This is a genomic window from Mucilaginibacter lutimaris (assembly GCF_042676625.1).
Taxonomy (GTDB): Bacteria; Bacteroidota; Bacteroidia; order Sphingobacteriales; family Sphingobacteriaceae; genus Mucilaginibacter; species Mucilaginibacter lutimaris.
Genome location: NZ_JBHTIA010000012.1, coordinates 316,679 through 330,071 on the forward strand (window position 1 = coordinate 316,679; position 13,393 = coordinate 330,071).

Annotated in this window: 13 protein-coding genes and 1 tRNA gene; 8 read left to right on the forward strand and 6 right to left on the reverse strand. The window is 39.8% G+C overall.

Annotated elements, in window-relative coordinates; translation table 11 throughout:
- Window positions 1-28 precede the first annotated feature (28 nt).
- The 4 genes from ACFQZI_RS16335 (at window position 29) to rmuC (ending at window position 2,472) form a co-directional block, all read left to right on the forward strand.
- On the forward strand, window positions 29-475 hold the full coding sequence (locus tag ACFQZI_RS16335; protein ID WP_377144336.1) for a gliding motility lipoprotein GldH: 447 nt from the start codon (window positions 29-31) through the stop codon (window positions 473-475).
- Window positions 476-544: 69 nt separating this feature from the next.
- Entirely contained in the window at window positions 545-793 is a 249-nt protein-coding gene (locus ACFQZI_RS16340; protein ID WP_377144338.1) for a hypothetical protein, read from the forward strand.
- 2 nt (window positions 794-795) lie between these two features.
- Complete coding sequence (locus tag ACFQZI_RS16345; RefSeq protein ID WP_377144340.1) at window positions 796-1,044, forward strand: hypothetical protein; 249 nt, start codon at window positions 796-798, stop codon at window positions 1,042-1,044.
- A gap of 63 nt (window positions 1,045-1,107) precedes the next feature.
- Window positions 1,108-2,472, forward strand: a complete 1,365-nt coding sequence (gene rmuC, locus ACFQZI_RS16350) for a DNA recombination protein RmuC (protein WP_377144343.1) — start codon at window positions 1,108-1,110, stop codon at window positions 2,470-2,472.
- 119 nt (window positions 2,473-2,591) lie between these two features.
- On the opposite strand, the gene thiL is transcribed toward rmuC, so the two are convergent.
- Window positions 2,592-3,638: a thiamine-phosphate kinase gene (thiL, locus tag ACFQZI_RS16355; RefSeq protein ID WP_377144346.1), complete on the reverse strand. Its 1,047-nt coding sequence runs from the start codon at window positions 3,636-3,638 to the stop codon at window positions 2,592-2,594.
- A gap of 203 nt (window positions 3,639-3,841) precedes the next feature.
- Here thiL and ACFQZI_RS16360 point away from each other — a divergent pair, with 203 nt between their 5' ends.
- The gene (locus tag ACFQZI_RS16360; protein WP_377144349.1) at window positions 3,842-5,278 is read left to right on the forward strand and encodes a DNA/RNA non-specific endonuclease; all 1,437 of its coding nucleotides are present in this window, start codon (window positions 3,842-3,844) and stop codon (window positions 5,276-5,278) included.
- Between the two features lie 54 nt (window positions 5,279-5,332).
- On the forward strand, window positions 5,333-5,854 hold the full coding sequence (locus tag ACFQZI_RS16365) for a hypothetical protein (protein WP_377144352.1): 522 nt from the start codon (window positions 5,333-5,335) through the stop codon (window positions 5,852-5,854).
- Window positions 5,855-5,857: 3 nt separating this feature from the next.
- On the opposite strand, the gene nadA is transcribed toward ACFQZI_RS16365, so the two are convergent.
- On the reverse strand, window positions 5,858-6,850 hold the full coding sequence (gene nadA / locus ACFQZI_RS16370; RefSeq protein ID WP_377144353.1) for a quinolinate synthase NadA: 993 nt from the start codon (window positions 6,848-6,850) through the stop codon (window positions 5,858-5,860).
- Window positions 6,851-7,257: 407 nt separating this feature from the next.
- Here nadA and nadB point away from each other — a divergent pair, with 407 nt between their 5' ends.
- The gene (gene nadB, locus ACFQZI_RS16375; protein WP_377144355.1) at window positions 7,258-8,850 is read left to right on the forward strand and encodes an L-aspartate oxidase; all 1,593 of its coding nucleotides are present in this window, start codon (window positions 7,258-7,260) and stop codon (window positions 8,848-8,850) included.
- 3 nt (window positions 8,851-8,853) lie between these two features.
- On the opposite strand, the gene ACFQZI_RS16380 is transcribed toward nadB, so the two are convergent.
- Window positions 8,854-8,926, reverse strand: a tRNA-Gly gene (locus ACFQZI_RS16380).
- A gap of 56 nt (window positions 8,927-8,982) precedes the next feature.
- Here ACFQZI_RS16380 and ACFQZI_RS16385 point away from each other — a divergent pair.
- Window positions 8,983-9,495: a gamma carbonic anhydrase family protein gene (locus ACFQZI_RS16385; protein WP_377144357.1), complete on the forward strand. Its 513-nt coding sequence runs from the start codon at window positions 8,983-8,985 to the stop codon at window positions 9,493-9,495.
- On the opposite strand, the gene ACFQZI_RS16390 is transcribed toward ACFQZI_RS16385, so the two are convergent.
- From ACFQZI_RS16390 to ACFQZI_RS16400, 3 genes are all read right to left on the reverse strand, one after another.
- A complete protein-coding gene (locus ACFQZI_RS16390; RefSeq protein ID WP_377144360.1) occupies window positions 9,485-11,128 on the reverse strand; it encodes an Ig-like domain-containing protein in 1,644 nt (547 codons plus the stop codon). The two genes, ACFQZI_RS16385 and ACFQZI_RS16390, sit on opposite strands and share 11 nt — an antisense overlap.
- Before the next feature lie 115 nt (window positions 11,129-11,243).
- On the reverse strand, window positions 11,244-13,106 hold the full coding sequence (gene mnmG / locus ACFQZI_RS16395; RefSeq protein WP_377144951.1) for a tRNA uridine-5-carboxymethylaminomethyl(34) synthesis enzyme MnmG: 1,863 nt from the start codon (window positions 13,104-13,106) through the stop codon (window positions 11,244-11,246).
- Window positions 13,107-13,141: 35 nt separating this feature from the next.
- Window positions 13,142-13,387 carry a CBU_0592 family membrane protein gene (locus ACFQZI_RS16400; RefSeq protein ID WP_377144363.1) on the reverse strand — a complete coding sequence of 82 codons (246 nt, stop codon included), beginning with the start codon at window positions 13,385-13,387 and terminating at the stop codon, window positions 13,142-13,144.
- Window positions 13,388-13,393: the final 6 nt, after the last annotated feature.

A 13,393-nucleotide genomic window follows, 5' to 3' on the forward strand; every position in this document is an offset into this window, starting at 1 on the left:
TACTTTAAGATATCTTTTCGGTAGTATAATGATCCTTGTGCTTTTTACAGCACAGGGGTGTACCGACCCTAACATGGTTATTGATCAGAATACGGAGATAGCTAATCATAACTGGTCGTACGTTAACAGGGTTAAGTATAATGTTAAGATAGATGATATAAGTGTACCGTACAACCTGTATTTTAACCTGCGTGTTAGCGGCAGTTATAAATACTCCAATATGTTTGCGTTGTTGTTTCAGACTTCGCCGGGCAAAAAAACACATACTACCCGCTATGAGTTTAAACTGGCTACTAAAGATGGCGAGTGGCTGGGCAGCGGCAGCGGTAATTTATACAGCTACCAACTGCCTTTGCGAACCAATTATAAGTTCCCGGTTAAAGGTGTCTACCATTTTGAGGTTGAACAAAACATGCGCGATAATCCCCTTCATGAGGTTATTGATGCCGGCCTAAGGGTAGAAAAGGTAAAGTAGTCCTGCTATCAAATAATTAAAACCTGTAATAACTCTGTTTGTAGTTAAGTAAAACCAATACACTTAATTATGAAAAGGTTATTTGTCTATTTATTCGCTTCGGTGGCATTAAGTTTATCGGCCTGTACAGGTAATAATAAAACCGGCGGTGAACAGGCCGATTCAGGCGCGACTAATGTAGGCAGCTCAGGCGCCGCAGATACAACTATACGATCCAGCGCACCCGCGCAAACAGGCACCGGTGGTACAGATACCAGCGGCAACGGAAAGGGTACAACCAACCCAACAGCCGACACCCTTAAAAACAATCCAAAGTAATCATGAAAAAGCTTTTTATATACTTGTCAGTAACCATTGCTATTTGCATGGTTTCTTGTAAAGGAAGTAGCACAAACAACAACGCCGATTCTTCAAAGACAGACTCGGGACAGGCACATGTGGGTGGTTCGACAGCTGCCGATAGCTCCAAGTTACCCGTGACACCTGTTGAAACCGGTGGCCAGGATACATCTGCGGATGGAACAACTAACACCAACCCTGCAAAGGATACGGTTAACACGAGGCCTTAATTACTAACTATTTTATTTTAATACTAAAATTACTACATTCGTTTTGCTAATATTTTTATCAAAATGGATGTTTTAATTTTAGGTGCCACTATAATTATATTGATTATTGCCGTAGTTATTTTTTTGAAGCGCCCTGCTTCAATAGGCATTTCTACGGATGAATTTTCTAAATTAAAAATAGAAAACGAAGGACTGAAAATAGCGGTAGCGCAGGCCGAACAAAAATCCGCCGGGCTATTATCTGAAAAAGATAATATAACCCGCCTTTTAAAGGATGAGCAGAACCGTTTGCTTGATGAACTTTTATATGAACGCGCACAATTAGCGCAGACAAATCAATCTTTAGAGTCATCCCGATCGTACTTTAAAGCGCAGCAGGAAAAACTTGCCGAACAGAAAGAGGATATAGAAAATACCCGAAAGCATTTTCAGCGCGAGTTTGAGAATGTAGCTGAGAAGTTATTAAAAGAAAAATCGCGAGAGTTTACGGATGTAAACAAAATAAGTATTGATACCATCCTTAACCCTCTTAAAGAAAACATTAAGGCTTTTGAGGAAAAAGTGGATAAGGTTTACAATATGGAAGCTGCCGAGCGTAACACGCTTAAAGGTGTTATTACCCAGTTAATGGAACTGAACCAAACCATTAGCACCGAAGCATCAAACCTTACTAAAGCCTTAAAAGGCGATAATAAAAAGCAGGGCAACTGGGGCGAAGTGATATTAGAAAAAGTATTGGAGCGCAGCGGTCTCGTTCGAGACAGGGAATACAGGATACAGGTCAGTTTAAACCATACGGATGGCAGCAGGTTGCAACCAGATGTTATAATTGACCTTCCGGATGATAAGCATTTAATAATTGATTCTAAGGTGTCGTTGATAGCTTACGAGCGCCTGATAAATTGCGAAACAGAAGAAGAGCGAAAACTTTACTCCAAAGCGCACCTTGAATCTATACGGAACCACGTGCATGGCTTATCGTCTAAAAGCTACCATGATCTGTACCAGGTAAACTCTCCGGATTTTGTGCTGCTTTTTGTGCCTATAGAATCCTCATTCAGTTTTGCCGTACAATTAGACGCTGATCTGTTTAGCGATGCCTGGGATAAACGGGTAGTAATTGTAAGCCCAAGTACCTTGCTGGCCACCTTACGCACTATTGCCAGCATATGGAAACAGGAACGCCAAAACCGCAATGTATTAGAGATAGCCCGCCTAAGCGGCGAGATGTATGATAAATTTGTTGGGTTTGTTACCGACATGGAAGGCATCGGCAAAAACATTAAACAAACACAGGATAGCTACGATAAAGCCTTAAACAAGCTAACCGATGGCCGCGGTAATTTAACCATTACAGCAGATAAAATTAAAAAACTTGGGGCTAAGGCAAATAAGCAACTGGATAGGAAGTATTCGGATGGAGAATAAGTTTTGCTAATTAAAACTATCAGTATTAGGCGTGGCAATCTTCGATTATATGTTGTGCACTTTTCTATCGAAGATTACCACGTCGCTATCGCTCCTCGTAATGACGTTATTTAAACATCTTACTGCCCGTTTTTAAACGCATTCCAACCCTGTGCTTTTAACTCGTGCAGGTTTCCTGATTTTGTGATAAGGCTGCACCCCTCATTCGGCTCGGTTATATAGCCGATAATAGAGAAATCCATTTTGTGTTTGATCTTGTCGTAGTCGGCTTGTTTTACGGTGAATAGGAGCTCGTAATCCTCGCCGCCACTAAGGGCACAAACCGTTGGGTCCAGGCCAAACTCTCGGGCTGTTTCGTAGGTCATGGGGTCGATAGGAATTTTTTCCTCGTATAACTTACAACCTTTATTGCTTTGCTTACATATATGCAAAATTTCTGACGCTAAACCATCAGATACATCTATCATTGAAGTTGGTTTAACGTTCAGTTCTTTTAACAGGTCGATAATATCTTTACGGGCCTCGGGTTTTAACTGGCGCTCTACTATGTAATCTTTACCTTCCAGATCAGGCTGGATGTTGGGGTTCTCTATATAAACCAGTTTCTCGCGTTCTAACAATTGCAGGCCGGTATAAGCACCACCCAAATCGCCCGATACGCAGATCAGATCGCCTTCTTCGGCGGTGTTGCGGTACACCACATCCTTTTCGTCTGCATAACCAATAGATGTAATACTGATTACCAAACCTTGCTTAGACGCGCTTGTATCGCCTCCTACAATATCTACATTGTAGTTACCACATGCCAGGTAAATACCCTCATATAACTCTTCAACAGCCTCTAAAGGAAATTTGCTGCTCATACCTATAGAAACCGTTATCTGGCTGGCAGTACCATTCATGGCGTAAATATCGCTCAGGTTTACCTGTACGGCTTTGTAGCCTAAATGTTTAAGCGGGGTGTAAGCCAGATCGAAATGGATGCCTTCTAAAAGCAGATCAGTAGATATCAGGGTTTTCTTTCCTTCGAAATCTAAAACCGCAGCATCGTCACCTACACCTTTGGTAGTACTTTTTTGGGTAAGGGTTATATTTTTAGTCAGGTGGCTTATCAGGCCAAACTCACCAAGGCTTTCTATATTGGTTTTCTCTTCGTTCTCAAACATACTTTTACGATTTCACAGAATTTGTTTTAATTACACCGATCAGTGTAATCCAAAGTACAAAAATACAAAAGCTTAATACAATAACCTTAAGCTAATCACTTATCAATTTACAGTTAGGGAGTTTGTAATATTTATCATACAAATAAGTATTTAACAATTGGTTAATACTAACCATATACTTTTGCTTTACTAAATACATTTACATGAAAATCAGAAAATTACTTATTTATTTGGCGCTTGTACTTGCCATAGCAAGTTGTAAAAAAGACAATACCCCAACTCAACCAACAGAGCCACCGGTAGTTGTTACACCAGAAGCCCCAAAGCCTTACACTATTACCGAAGATTTTGAAACCGGTAGTAAAACAGCCTATGCCAAAGCGGATGTACAGCTAAACACAGGGTTATGGAGTTTTAATGATGGTTTGATTGGAAACCTTGCTGCCGATGTTAAAGACGGTTTAAAATCTGTTCGTTTACGTACGGGGGATATTACCATGCAATTTGATATTAACGGACTTGAACAAATAAGTATTAAACACGCGAAATATGGTAACGATGCAGCATCCACCTGGCAGTTAATGATATCTGATGACGGGGGTAAAACATTTACCCAATTAGGTACCGATATATCTGAAACCAGCACAACATTTGTGGAAGATGCATTCAAAATTACTACCACTAAACCCGTTCGTTTCCGTATCCAAAAAACAGGCACTACGCGCATCAATATTGATGACATCATATTTAAGGGTAAAGGTGATGCCGGAATAATTGTTGGACCGCCGGATACAGGTGGTGACGGCGATGGCAGTACCGACCCCGGTACAAGTACACCGGCTGCCGAACGCGGCGTTACTGTTGGCGCTGATGCGCCCCCCGGAACAGGCGATAACAGCAACTTGTTATTTGGAAACCCTTCAGGCGCCCAACCTGCCATTGTTATGGTTGACAATTACCTTATTGACCAGGGTTATTACGTAGAATCTTATAGTAGCACCCGCGGTACACCAAACTGGGTGAGCTGGCATTTAGATGCTACTAATATTACCAATGCATCTCCCCGCAGAGATGATTTTGCAGGATTTATAGGTTTATCAAATACATTTTATCATGTAGAAAGTAACAGTTACTCAGGCTCGGGTTTTGACAGGGGGCATAACTGCCCATCTGCCGACAGAACAAGTTCGGCAGATGCAAATTCGGCTACTTTTTTAATGACCAATATGATACCACAGGCGCCAAACAACAACCAGCAAACCTGGGCTAATATGGAAAATTACCTGCGTGCACAGGTGGTTGCAGGTAACGAAGTATATATCATTATGGGTAATTACGGAACAGGCGGAACCGGATCAAAAGGCACTGTTAACAAAATAAATAACGACCATATTACTGTACCAAGTAACGTTTGGAAAGTTGCCGTTATAGTACCTAAAGGTGATGGGGATTTAAGCCGCGTGGCAAGCAACACCCGTGTAATTGCGGTTAATACTCCAAACATCAACACTACTAACAGCGATTGGAAACAATACAGGGTTACTGTACGCGATATTGAAAATGCTACAGGCTATAACTTGCTTTCGAACCTGCCGCAGAGTGTGCAAGATGCAGTAGAGACAAAAAAGGATAACCTTTAATGTATAAAACAGTAAGACCGGTTAGCTTTCTAACCGGTCTTTATAAATCATCAGATGAAAAATATAAATTTATTAATCATAGCCTTTTTATTTATCTCGTCAACGGCTGCCTTTTCACAAAGCAAAACAGAGGAGGATACCATTGACTACAACCAACTTTATCTTACCAGTAAAAAAAGCAACATTAAATTTGCTGACCTTAAAACATCAACCGTTACAAAATTACTGGGCAACCCTACTAAAATTAAAAAAGAAAAGTGGGAAACCAATAATGCTGACGTAGTTGAAACCTATGTATATACTAACGGTGATATTGTATTTGAAGACAATGTATTAAGTTTTATTGATGTTAACAGGTCCGGCTGGGCTTTTACCTTTAAAATTAAAAATAAGTTTACACGTGCCTTTACAGTTGGAAGCAAGGTAGATGAACTCAAACAGTTATTTCCTAACTCCTGGGCAAATCATAAGTCCAATATCGTAAGAGTGCAAATAGGCACATCAGATACTGCTATCGTATTTTCAATTTCAGGATCAATAATAACCCAGGTTTCTCTTTTCACCGACGAATCGTAACCTTTATAATCCTAAACTTGCCGAGATTTCCAGCATTCTTTCAATTGGCTTTACAGCTTTTTCAATAATATGGCTCGGAACTTCAATTTCCGGCATTTCATTTTTTAAACACAGGTAAAGTTTCTCCAGCGTGTTACGTTTCATGTGCGGGCAATCGTTGCAGGCGCAGGTGTTATTTGGTGGCGCAGGGATAAAGGTCTTGTCCGGATTATCCTTTTGCATCTGGTGTAGAATACCAGCTTCGGTAGCTACAATAAATTCCCTTTCGGGGCTATTAGTAGCGTATTTTAAGATCCCGGTGGTAGATCCTATATAATCAGCCATCTGCAATATAATCTCCTCACATTCAGGGTGTGCGAGTATCTTAGCATTTGGATATCGTTCCTTTAGCTTGGTTATTTTTTCGCGGCTAAATATCTCGTGAACCATACAGGCACCATTCCATAATACCAGGTCCCTGCCTGTTTTTTTAGCTACCCATGCACCAAGGTTCCTGTCCGGGCCAAATATTATCTTTTGCTCCTTTGGTAAACTTTCTACAATCTGCACCGCGTTGCTCGATGTACAAACAATGTCGCTTAGAGCTTTTAATTCTGCCGTACAATTCACGTAGGTTATCACCAAATGGTCGGGATAATTTTCTTTGAACTTTTTAAACAGGTGAGGAGGGCAGCTGTCGGCTAAAGAGCAACCGGCTTTCAGATCCGGTAAAAGTACTTTCTTGTTTGGTGATAATATTTTTGCTGTTTCGGCCATGAAGTGTACTCCGGCAAAAACAATAATGTCTGCGTCAGTTTTGGCGGCCTGCTGAGATAGGCCGAGGCTGTCGCCAATATAATCTGCAATATCCTGAATATCTCCTTCCTGATAATAGTGGGCCAGTATAACGGCATTTTTCTCTTTTTTAAGTCTTTCTATTTCCGCGAAAAGATCAAGCGACGGATCGATGTACTCGTCGGCAAAACCTTTCACTTTTATTTCTTCGAAGATATCCATTCCACAAATCAATTAATAATAACTCTTTTTATATATATAAATAAACCTATTGTTATTAAGGTGTTAGTTATGTGTAAAAGTTGTAATACTATTTTAGCTTAAAGTTGTTTTTCCAATTTTACTAACATTTATAAACAACTTTTTATTTTTTATAATATTGATTTTAAGATGAGTATAATAACCAAGTATTATCTTAAAAACTTATTTGTTAATAAATGCTTGCTTAATAAAATGTTAGTTACGTTGTAAAATCGTCTTACAAATTGCTCAAAAGTAAACGTAAAAACTGTAATTTTCAGACTTATCAACGCTCTGCATATTTTGTACTTTTTTACTTACACAAAGTTAACAGGTTTTATACTGCTTATTAACATAAGTGCTAATTTTACACAATACATATACTAAACATGACCAGAACTGTTGATTTCCTTGTTGTAGGATCGGGTATAGCCGGATTAAGTTTTGCACTAAAAGCTGCAAAGCATGGTAAGGTTCTGATAGTTACAAAGGCTAATGAAGATGAAAGCAACACTAAGTATGCCCAGGGCGGTGTTGCTGTAGTTGTTGATAAAAAAGAAGATTCGTTTGAAAAGCATATAAATGACACCTTAATTGCCGGCGATGGCCTTTGCGACCCTGCAGTTGTGGAAGCCGTTGTTAAAGAAGGCCCGGACCGCATACGAGAGATAATAGATTACGGAACCAATTTTGACAAGACAAACGAGGGTATTTATGACCTTGCTAAAGAGGGTGGGCATAGCGAATTTCGTGTATTGCATTATAAGGATATTACAGGTTTTGAAATAGAGCGCTCACTATTAGAAGAGATTCACCGCGAACCTAATATTGAAATATTAACACATTATTTTGCGGTAGATCTGATAACCCAACACCATTTGGGTGAGTTTGTAGATAAATCATCTGATAATATAAAGTGTTATGGTATTTATGCCTTTAATACCGAAACCAGCCAGGTAGAAAAGATAGAATCTAAAATTACGGTGATGGCATCCGGTGGTGCCGGGCATATCTATTCGGTTACTACTAACCCGGTAATTGCTACCGGTGATGGTGTGGCCATGGTTTACCGCGCTAAAGGTAAGGTGCGTAACATGGAGTTTATACAATTTCATCCTACGGCTTTATATAATCCGGGTGAGTATCCTTCATTCCTTATTTCGGAAGCTGTACGTGGTATGGGAGGTGTGTTAAAGCGAACAAACGGAGAGGAGTTTATGCAGGAATATGACCCGCGTAAATCATTGGCACCAAGAGATATAGTTGCGAGAGCTATTGATGCGGAGATCAAAAAATCGGGTGAGGATTTCGTCTATCTGGATATACGCCATAAAAAGAAGAAAGAAATTTTAGAGCATTTCCCAAATATCTATGCAAAATGTTTAGAGATAGGGATTGATATGACCCGCGATATGATACCTGTAGCACCTGCCTGCCATTATATGTGTGGTGGAGTGATGGTAGACCATCAAGGGCGGTCATCTATAAACCGTTTATATGCTTGCGGCGAATGTTCATCAACTGGTTTACATGGGGCTAATAGGTTAGCATCAAACTCATTGTTAGAGGCATTAGTGTTTGCGCATCGCATATATAAAGATGCTATTGTAGATTTTGCCAGTTTAGAGATACCAGTTAATATTCCCGACTGGGATGAACATGGCGTGCAGCTATCAAATGAAGATATATTGGTTACCCACAATATTCGGGAGATGCAAAAGTTGATGAATGACTATGTAGGTATTGTGCGGTCTGATTTTAGGTTAGAACGCGCTATGCGCAGGCTGCGTTTATTGTATGAGGAAACAGAGGATTTTTATAAGAAAACCAAACTATCTGTAAAGCTTTGCGAATTGCGTAACCTTATACAGGTAAGTTACCTGGTAGTAAAATCGGCAACTGCAAGGCACGAGAGCAGGGGTTTACATTTTACAACAGATTACCCGGATCATCAGGAAATTTTAGAGGATACGGTGTTTTAAATGAGCGGAAAACGGGATTCGAACCCGCGGCCTTCAGTTTGGGAAACTGATGCTCTACCAACTGAGCTATTTCCGCTTATTAATAGCCAAACATAGCAAAAGTAAATCAATCACTACATCAATAATTAAATTATGCCTGTTATATTACCAGTAAAAGATAAATTACCCACATGGGGAAACGATTGTTTTATTGCCGAAAATGCCACAATTGTTGGTGATGTGGTTATGGGCAATAATTGCTCTGTATGGTTTAATGCGGTTATAAGGGGTGATGTACATTATATTAAAATAGGAGATAATTCTAACATTCAGGATGGTGCAGTTATCCATGCTACTTATCTTAAGGCGCCAACTAATATTGGTAACAATGTCTCCATTGGTCATAATGCTATTGTACATGGCTGTACGCTACAGGATCATGTTTTAATAGGCATGGGCGCCATTGTAATGGATGATGCCGTAGTACAGCAATATGTAATTATAGGGGCAGGATCTGTTGTGTTAGAACGTACTGTTTGCGAAAGTGGCTACTTGTATGCAGGTAGTCCGGCAAAGAAAATAAAGCCTCTTACCGACGATCAAAAGGCTTTATTAAATAAGCTGCCGCAAAACTATATCATGTATTCCGGCTGGTTTAAAGATTAATTTGCTCCCTGGGTATATCAACCGGTTCTTCGGCTTCCCAATTCGCTCTAAGGGTTATTTCCTTTTCATACAGCCAAATATTTTCCGGCTGTACTTTTTGTTTAACATTCCCGCTATCCCAACGCCCGTTTTTATTGGTATCATAAATAACCCGCACTTTATATTTACCGGTTAAATAGTTTTTATAAATTATCGATCCGCTTTTTGAAACAGGGTCTGAATGTACCACGTTCTTTTGTTCATCCAATAACTCAATAATGTATCTTTTACTACTATCCGGAACACTAACTTTGAGCGTAAGTTGGCTGTAATTATCCGGCTTATCGGCTTCAAAGTTAATACCTGCCCGTTTGTTCCTGGTACCATATATGTCTGTTATGGCCCCATCATTTAGTATGATCTGGTACCTGCCACCTGCTCTCCATCTGTTCTTTACAATAAATGCGCGTTTGTTGGCAGTGTCTTTTTGAATAGTAACGTTTGATACATTAGCCGAATCGAGTGTAAGTGTAATTAAGCCCGGTTCAATACTTTCAATAGGTAAGTTAGTAGTTATTCTAAGGTCAGTATTCGGTTTTAATCTATTGTCTCTATTTATTCCATATTTAAATGTAATAGCGCGTGTAAAGGTCTCTTTACGCCCTTTGAGCTGATAAATGGTATCGATAGGTTTGTTGTTGTCATAAATAGCTACACGTAATGAATCAAAGTCCATATTGCGCATAAATACCAATGCGGTATCGCGGGTTTTGCTGATGTCAACGATCTTTTGGGCGTCCAGAGCCTGTGGGTATATAATTTTAAGCGAAGGATTATTCAACTGTTTGTTAAAGACAAGCGAGAGCACACCTTCATTAGTTAGTTTCTTTTCGGCTACCCTAAACTTCTGTGGAATTTGTTGGAATAGGGATAAGCGGATACCCGACGTATCCTTATTTAAATTAATGGTGCGGTTAGAAAATGCAATCAGTTCCTTATCATTATCAAATATCTTATTTGGGCTGGGTTCTTTTAACGCATAGATCTTGTATTCTCCGTCATGCAAATTATTAAGAGAAAAATTGCCCGCTGAATCTGTTGTAGCAAAAATGGTAGGTTTCTTTTTTCCAAATAATAACGAATCCTGTTTTACAGGGAAAATCATTACAGTCGCGTCCTTTTCTTTTTCCTGGGTAATGCTGTTTATTACAAAGCCAGACATGCTTAAAGAATCGATGTGCGGACCGGTTGAGAACACGTAGGTAAAATTTTGCAAAACGTTGCTCTCATTAACGTCTTGTATGGCTTTACCAAAGTTGATAACGTAGGTTGTATTTTTTTGTAGTGTGTCTTTAAAATCAATGATGAGGTTACGCTTGCTGATTTTATAATCAGGCTGTTTCTCCATTGCAGGGCTAATGGTAATTTCCTGGTATTGGTTGCTCAGTTTATAAAACTCATCAAACTCCAGTCTGATCTCTTTTGCCGTAAAATTACGGGTCATATTTTCTGGCGTAGCTTTTAATAATTTTGGTGGGGTAAGGTCACGGGGCCCACCCATTGGCTTTTGGATGCTTGCGCAGCCAAATATGACCAAGCAAAGCAAAACGTAGAACAAAATTTTACCGGATACAGCTGATTTTGGATTTAACATTGTTTTTATGCCCTATAAACGATTTTTGCTTTTTTATGAATTGTGATATTAAAAATCAAAAAAAATGTCTTATAAACGATATTGTATATTTAACTGTAAATCAATAACTTATAGTTTATCTTGATACATGTACCATTAAAACTGATACATCTGATGGCGAAACGCCCGAAATTCTTGAAGCCTGACCCAAAGTACGTGGTTTTATTCTCATTAATTTTTCGCGAGCTTCTTTAGAAAGAGAAATGAGTTGATGATAGTCAAACTCAGGGTTAATTTCCCGGTCCTCCATTTTTTTCATCCGCTCAACAATTTCCATTTCTTTTATAAAGTAACTCTCGTATTTGATTTTTATTTCAGCTTGTTCAATAGTTTCTTTATCATAACCCGATAACTTATCTTGTAATGAGCTGTCTACGCGTTTTAATTCATTAAAACCTATTTGTGGCCGGGTTAACAAATTGAATAATTTTGCGGCCTGATTAATAGGAGAGGTTCCCTGTTCTTCTAAAAGTGTATTTACTTCACCTGGTGCGATACTCTTATTTCTGGTAAAAGCTACTATTTCATCAGAATCTCTGATCTTACGGTTCACCTTATCTAAACGTTCATCGCTTATTAGACCAAGTTCATGACCCATTGGGCTTAAGCGAATGTCCGCGTTATCCTGGCGTAACAATAAGCGGTGTTCGGCCCTTGATGTAAACATGCGGTAAGGCTCTTCTGTACCTTTGGTAACCAGATCATCAATTAGCACGCCTATGTATGATTCCGATCGTTTTAAGATCAACTCATGCTTGTCGTTAATTTTTTGATGCGCGTTGATTCCTGCTATGAAACCCTGCGACGCCGCTTCTTCATATCCGGTTGTTCCATTAATTTGCCCGGCAAAGAAGAGATTGCTTATCTGTTTTGTTTCAAGAGTTAAACTCAATTGAGTAGGGGGAAAGAAATCGTACTCTATGGCATAGCCCGGGCGGAACATCTTTGCGGTTTCAAATCCAGCGATTTGAGTCAGTGCTTTATATTGCACGTCTTCCGGTAACGAGGTTGAAAATCCGTTTACATAAATCTCGCATGTATTCCACCCTTCGGGTTCCACAAATATTTGGTGACGATCTCGCTCAGCAAAGCGGTTGATCTTATCTTCGATAGATGGGCAATATCTTGGGCCTAATCCTTTAATCCTTCCTGTAAACATTGGCGATCTTTCAAACCCTTCTTTAAGCGTGTCGTGTACTTTACTGTTGGTGTACGTTATCCAGCAACAGCGTTGATCATTCGCTAGTTCTACATTGGCATAAGAGAACCGGCCACGTTCTTCGTCGCCCCATTGTTCTTCCATCAGCGAATAATTCAGACTCCGACCATCAACACGGGGAGGCGTTCCTGTTTTCATTCTGCCCGATTCAAACCCGAGGGTAACCAATTGTTCAGTTAACCCCGTAGCGGCTTTTTCACCTGTTCTGCCACCACCAAATTTCTTTTCACCTATATGTATTACACCATTAAGGAAAGTCCCGTTTGTTAGTACAACCGCGTCAGCTTCAATCTCCACACCTATTGATGTCTTTACTCCGGCAACGCTATTGCCTTTAATTAATAAAGAAGTAACGGTGTCCTGCCAAAAATCAACATTAGGTATTTTTTCTAAAGCTATTCTCCATTCTTCAGCAAACCTAACACGGTCACTTTGTGCCCTTGGGCTCCACATAGCCGGGCCTTTAGAGCGGTTAAGCATTCTAAACTGCAACGAAGTTTTATCGGTAATTATACCCGAATATCCGCCGAGAGCGTCAATTTCGCGCACTATTTGACCCTTGGCTACGCCACCCATTGCAGGATTACAACTCATTTGCGCTATTGTGCCCATATTCATAGTTATCAACAACACAGATGATCCTAAGTTGGCCGCCGCTGCCGCAGCTTCACAGCCTGCGTGCCCAGCACCAACAACTACTACATTATATTTCTTAAACATATATCCTCCATGTTCCACGTGGAACATTATGTGATTTACTTAGATGTTCCACGTGGAACATTCAAAAATGAGTAAAGCGCAAATGCGCCCCAAACGCCTTCTAATACTACGAATGGGTAAAAATCTATTAAATATGACGAGAAACAGCATATACCAGCACCTAAAAAATTCATAGCGGTATATATCCTTCCTTGTGCCGAAATTTTTTTATACATGTTCAGCAGAAATGCTATCAGCAATATGATAACCCCAACAGATGCAATTATGTCTGATGCTTTCATGATGTT

Excerpts from the sequence above, each read along its gene's own strand:
- ACFQZI_RS16335 (WP_377144336.1), top strand. The coding sequence starts at position 29 with ATGATCCTTGTGCTTTTTACAGCACAGGGGTGTACCGACCCTAACATG.
- ACFQZI_RS16340 (WP_377144338.1), top strand. The coding sequence starts at position 545 with ATGAAAAGGTTATTTGTCTATTTATTCGCTTCGGTGGCATTAAGTTTA.
- ACFQZI_RS16345 (WP_377144340.1), top strand. The coding sequence starts at position 796 with ATGAAAAAGCTTTTTATATACTTGTCAGTAACCATTGCTATTTGCATG.
- rmuC (WP_377144343.1), top strand. The coding sequence starts at position 1,108 with ATGGATGTTTTAATTTTAGGTGCCACTATAATTATATTGATTATTGCC.
- thiL (WP_377144346.1), bottom strand. The coding sequence starts at position 3,638 with ATGTTTGAGAACGAAGAGAAAACCAATATAGAAAGCCTTGGTGAGTTT.
- ACFQZI_RS16360 (WP_377144349.1), top strand. The coding sequence starts at position 3,842 with ATGAAAATCAGAAAATTACTTATTTATTTGGCGCTTGTACTTGCCATA.
- ACFQZI_RS16365 (WP_377144352.1), top strand. The coding sequence starts at position 5,333 with ATGAAAAATATAAATTTATTAATCATAGCCTTTTTATTTATCTCGTCA.
- nadA (WP_377144353.1), bottom strand. The coding sequence starts at position 6,850 with ATGGATATCTTCGAAGAAATAAAAGTGAAAGGTTTTGCCGACGAGTAC.
- nadB (WP_377144355.1), top strand. The coding sequence starts at position 7,258 with ATGACCAGAACTGTTGATTTCCTTGTTGTAGGATCGGGTATAGCCGGA.
- ACFQZI_RS16385 (WP_377144357.1), top strand. The coding sequence starts at position 8,983 with ATGCCTGTTATATTACCAGTAAAAGATAAATTACCCACATGGGGAAAC.
- ACFQZI_RS16390 (WP_377144360.1), bottom strand. The coding sequence starts at position 11,128 with ATGTTAAATCCAAAATCAGCTGTATCCGGTAAAATTTTGTTCTACGTT.
- mnmG (WP_377144951.1), bottom strand. The coding sequence starts at position 13,106 with ATGTTTAAGAAATATAATGTAGTAGTTGTTGGTGCTGGGCACGCAGGC.
- ACFQZI_RS16400 (WP_377144363.1), bottom strand. The coding sequence starts at position 13,387 with ATGAAAGCATCAGACATAATTGCATCTGTTGGGGTTATCATATTGCTG.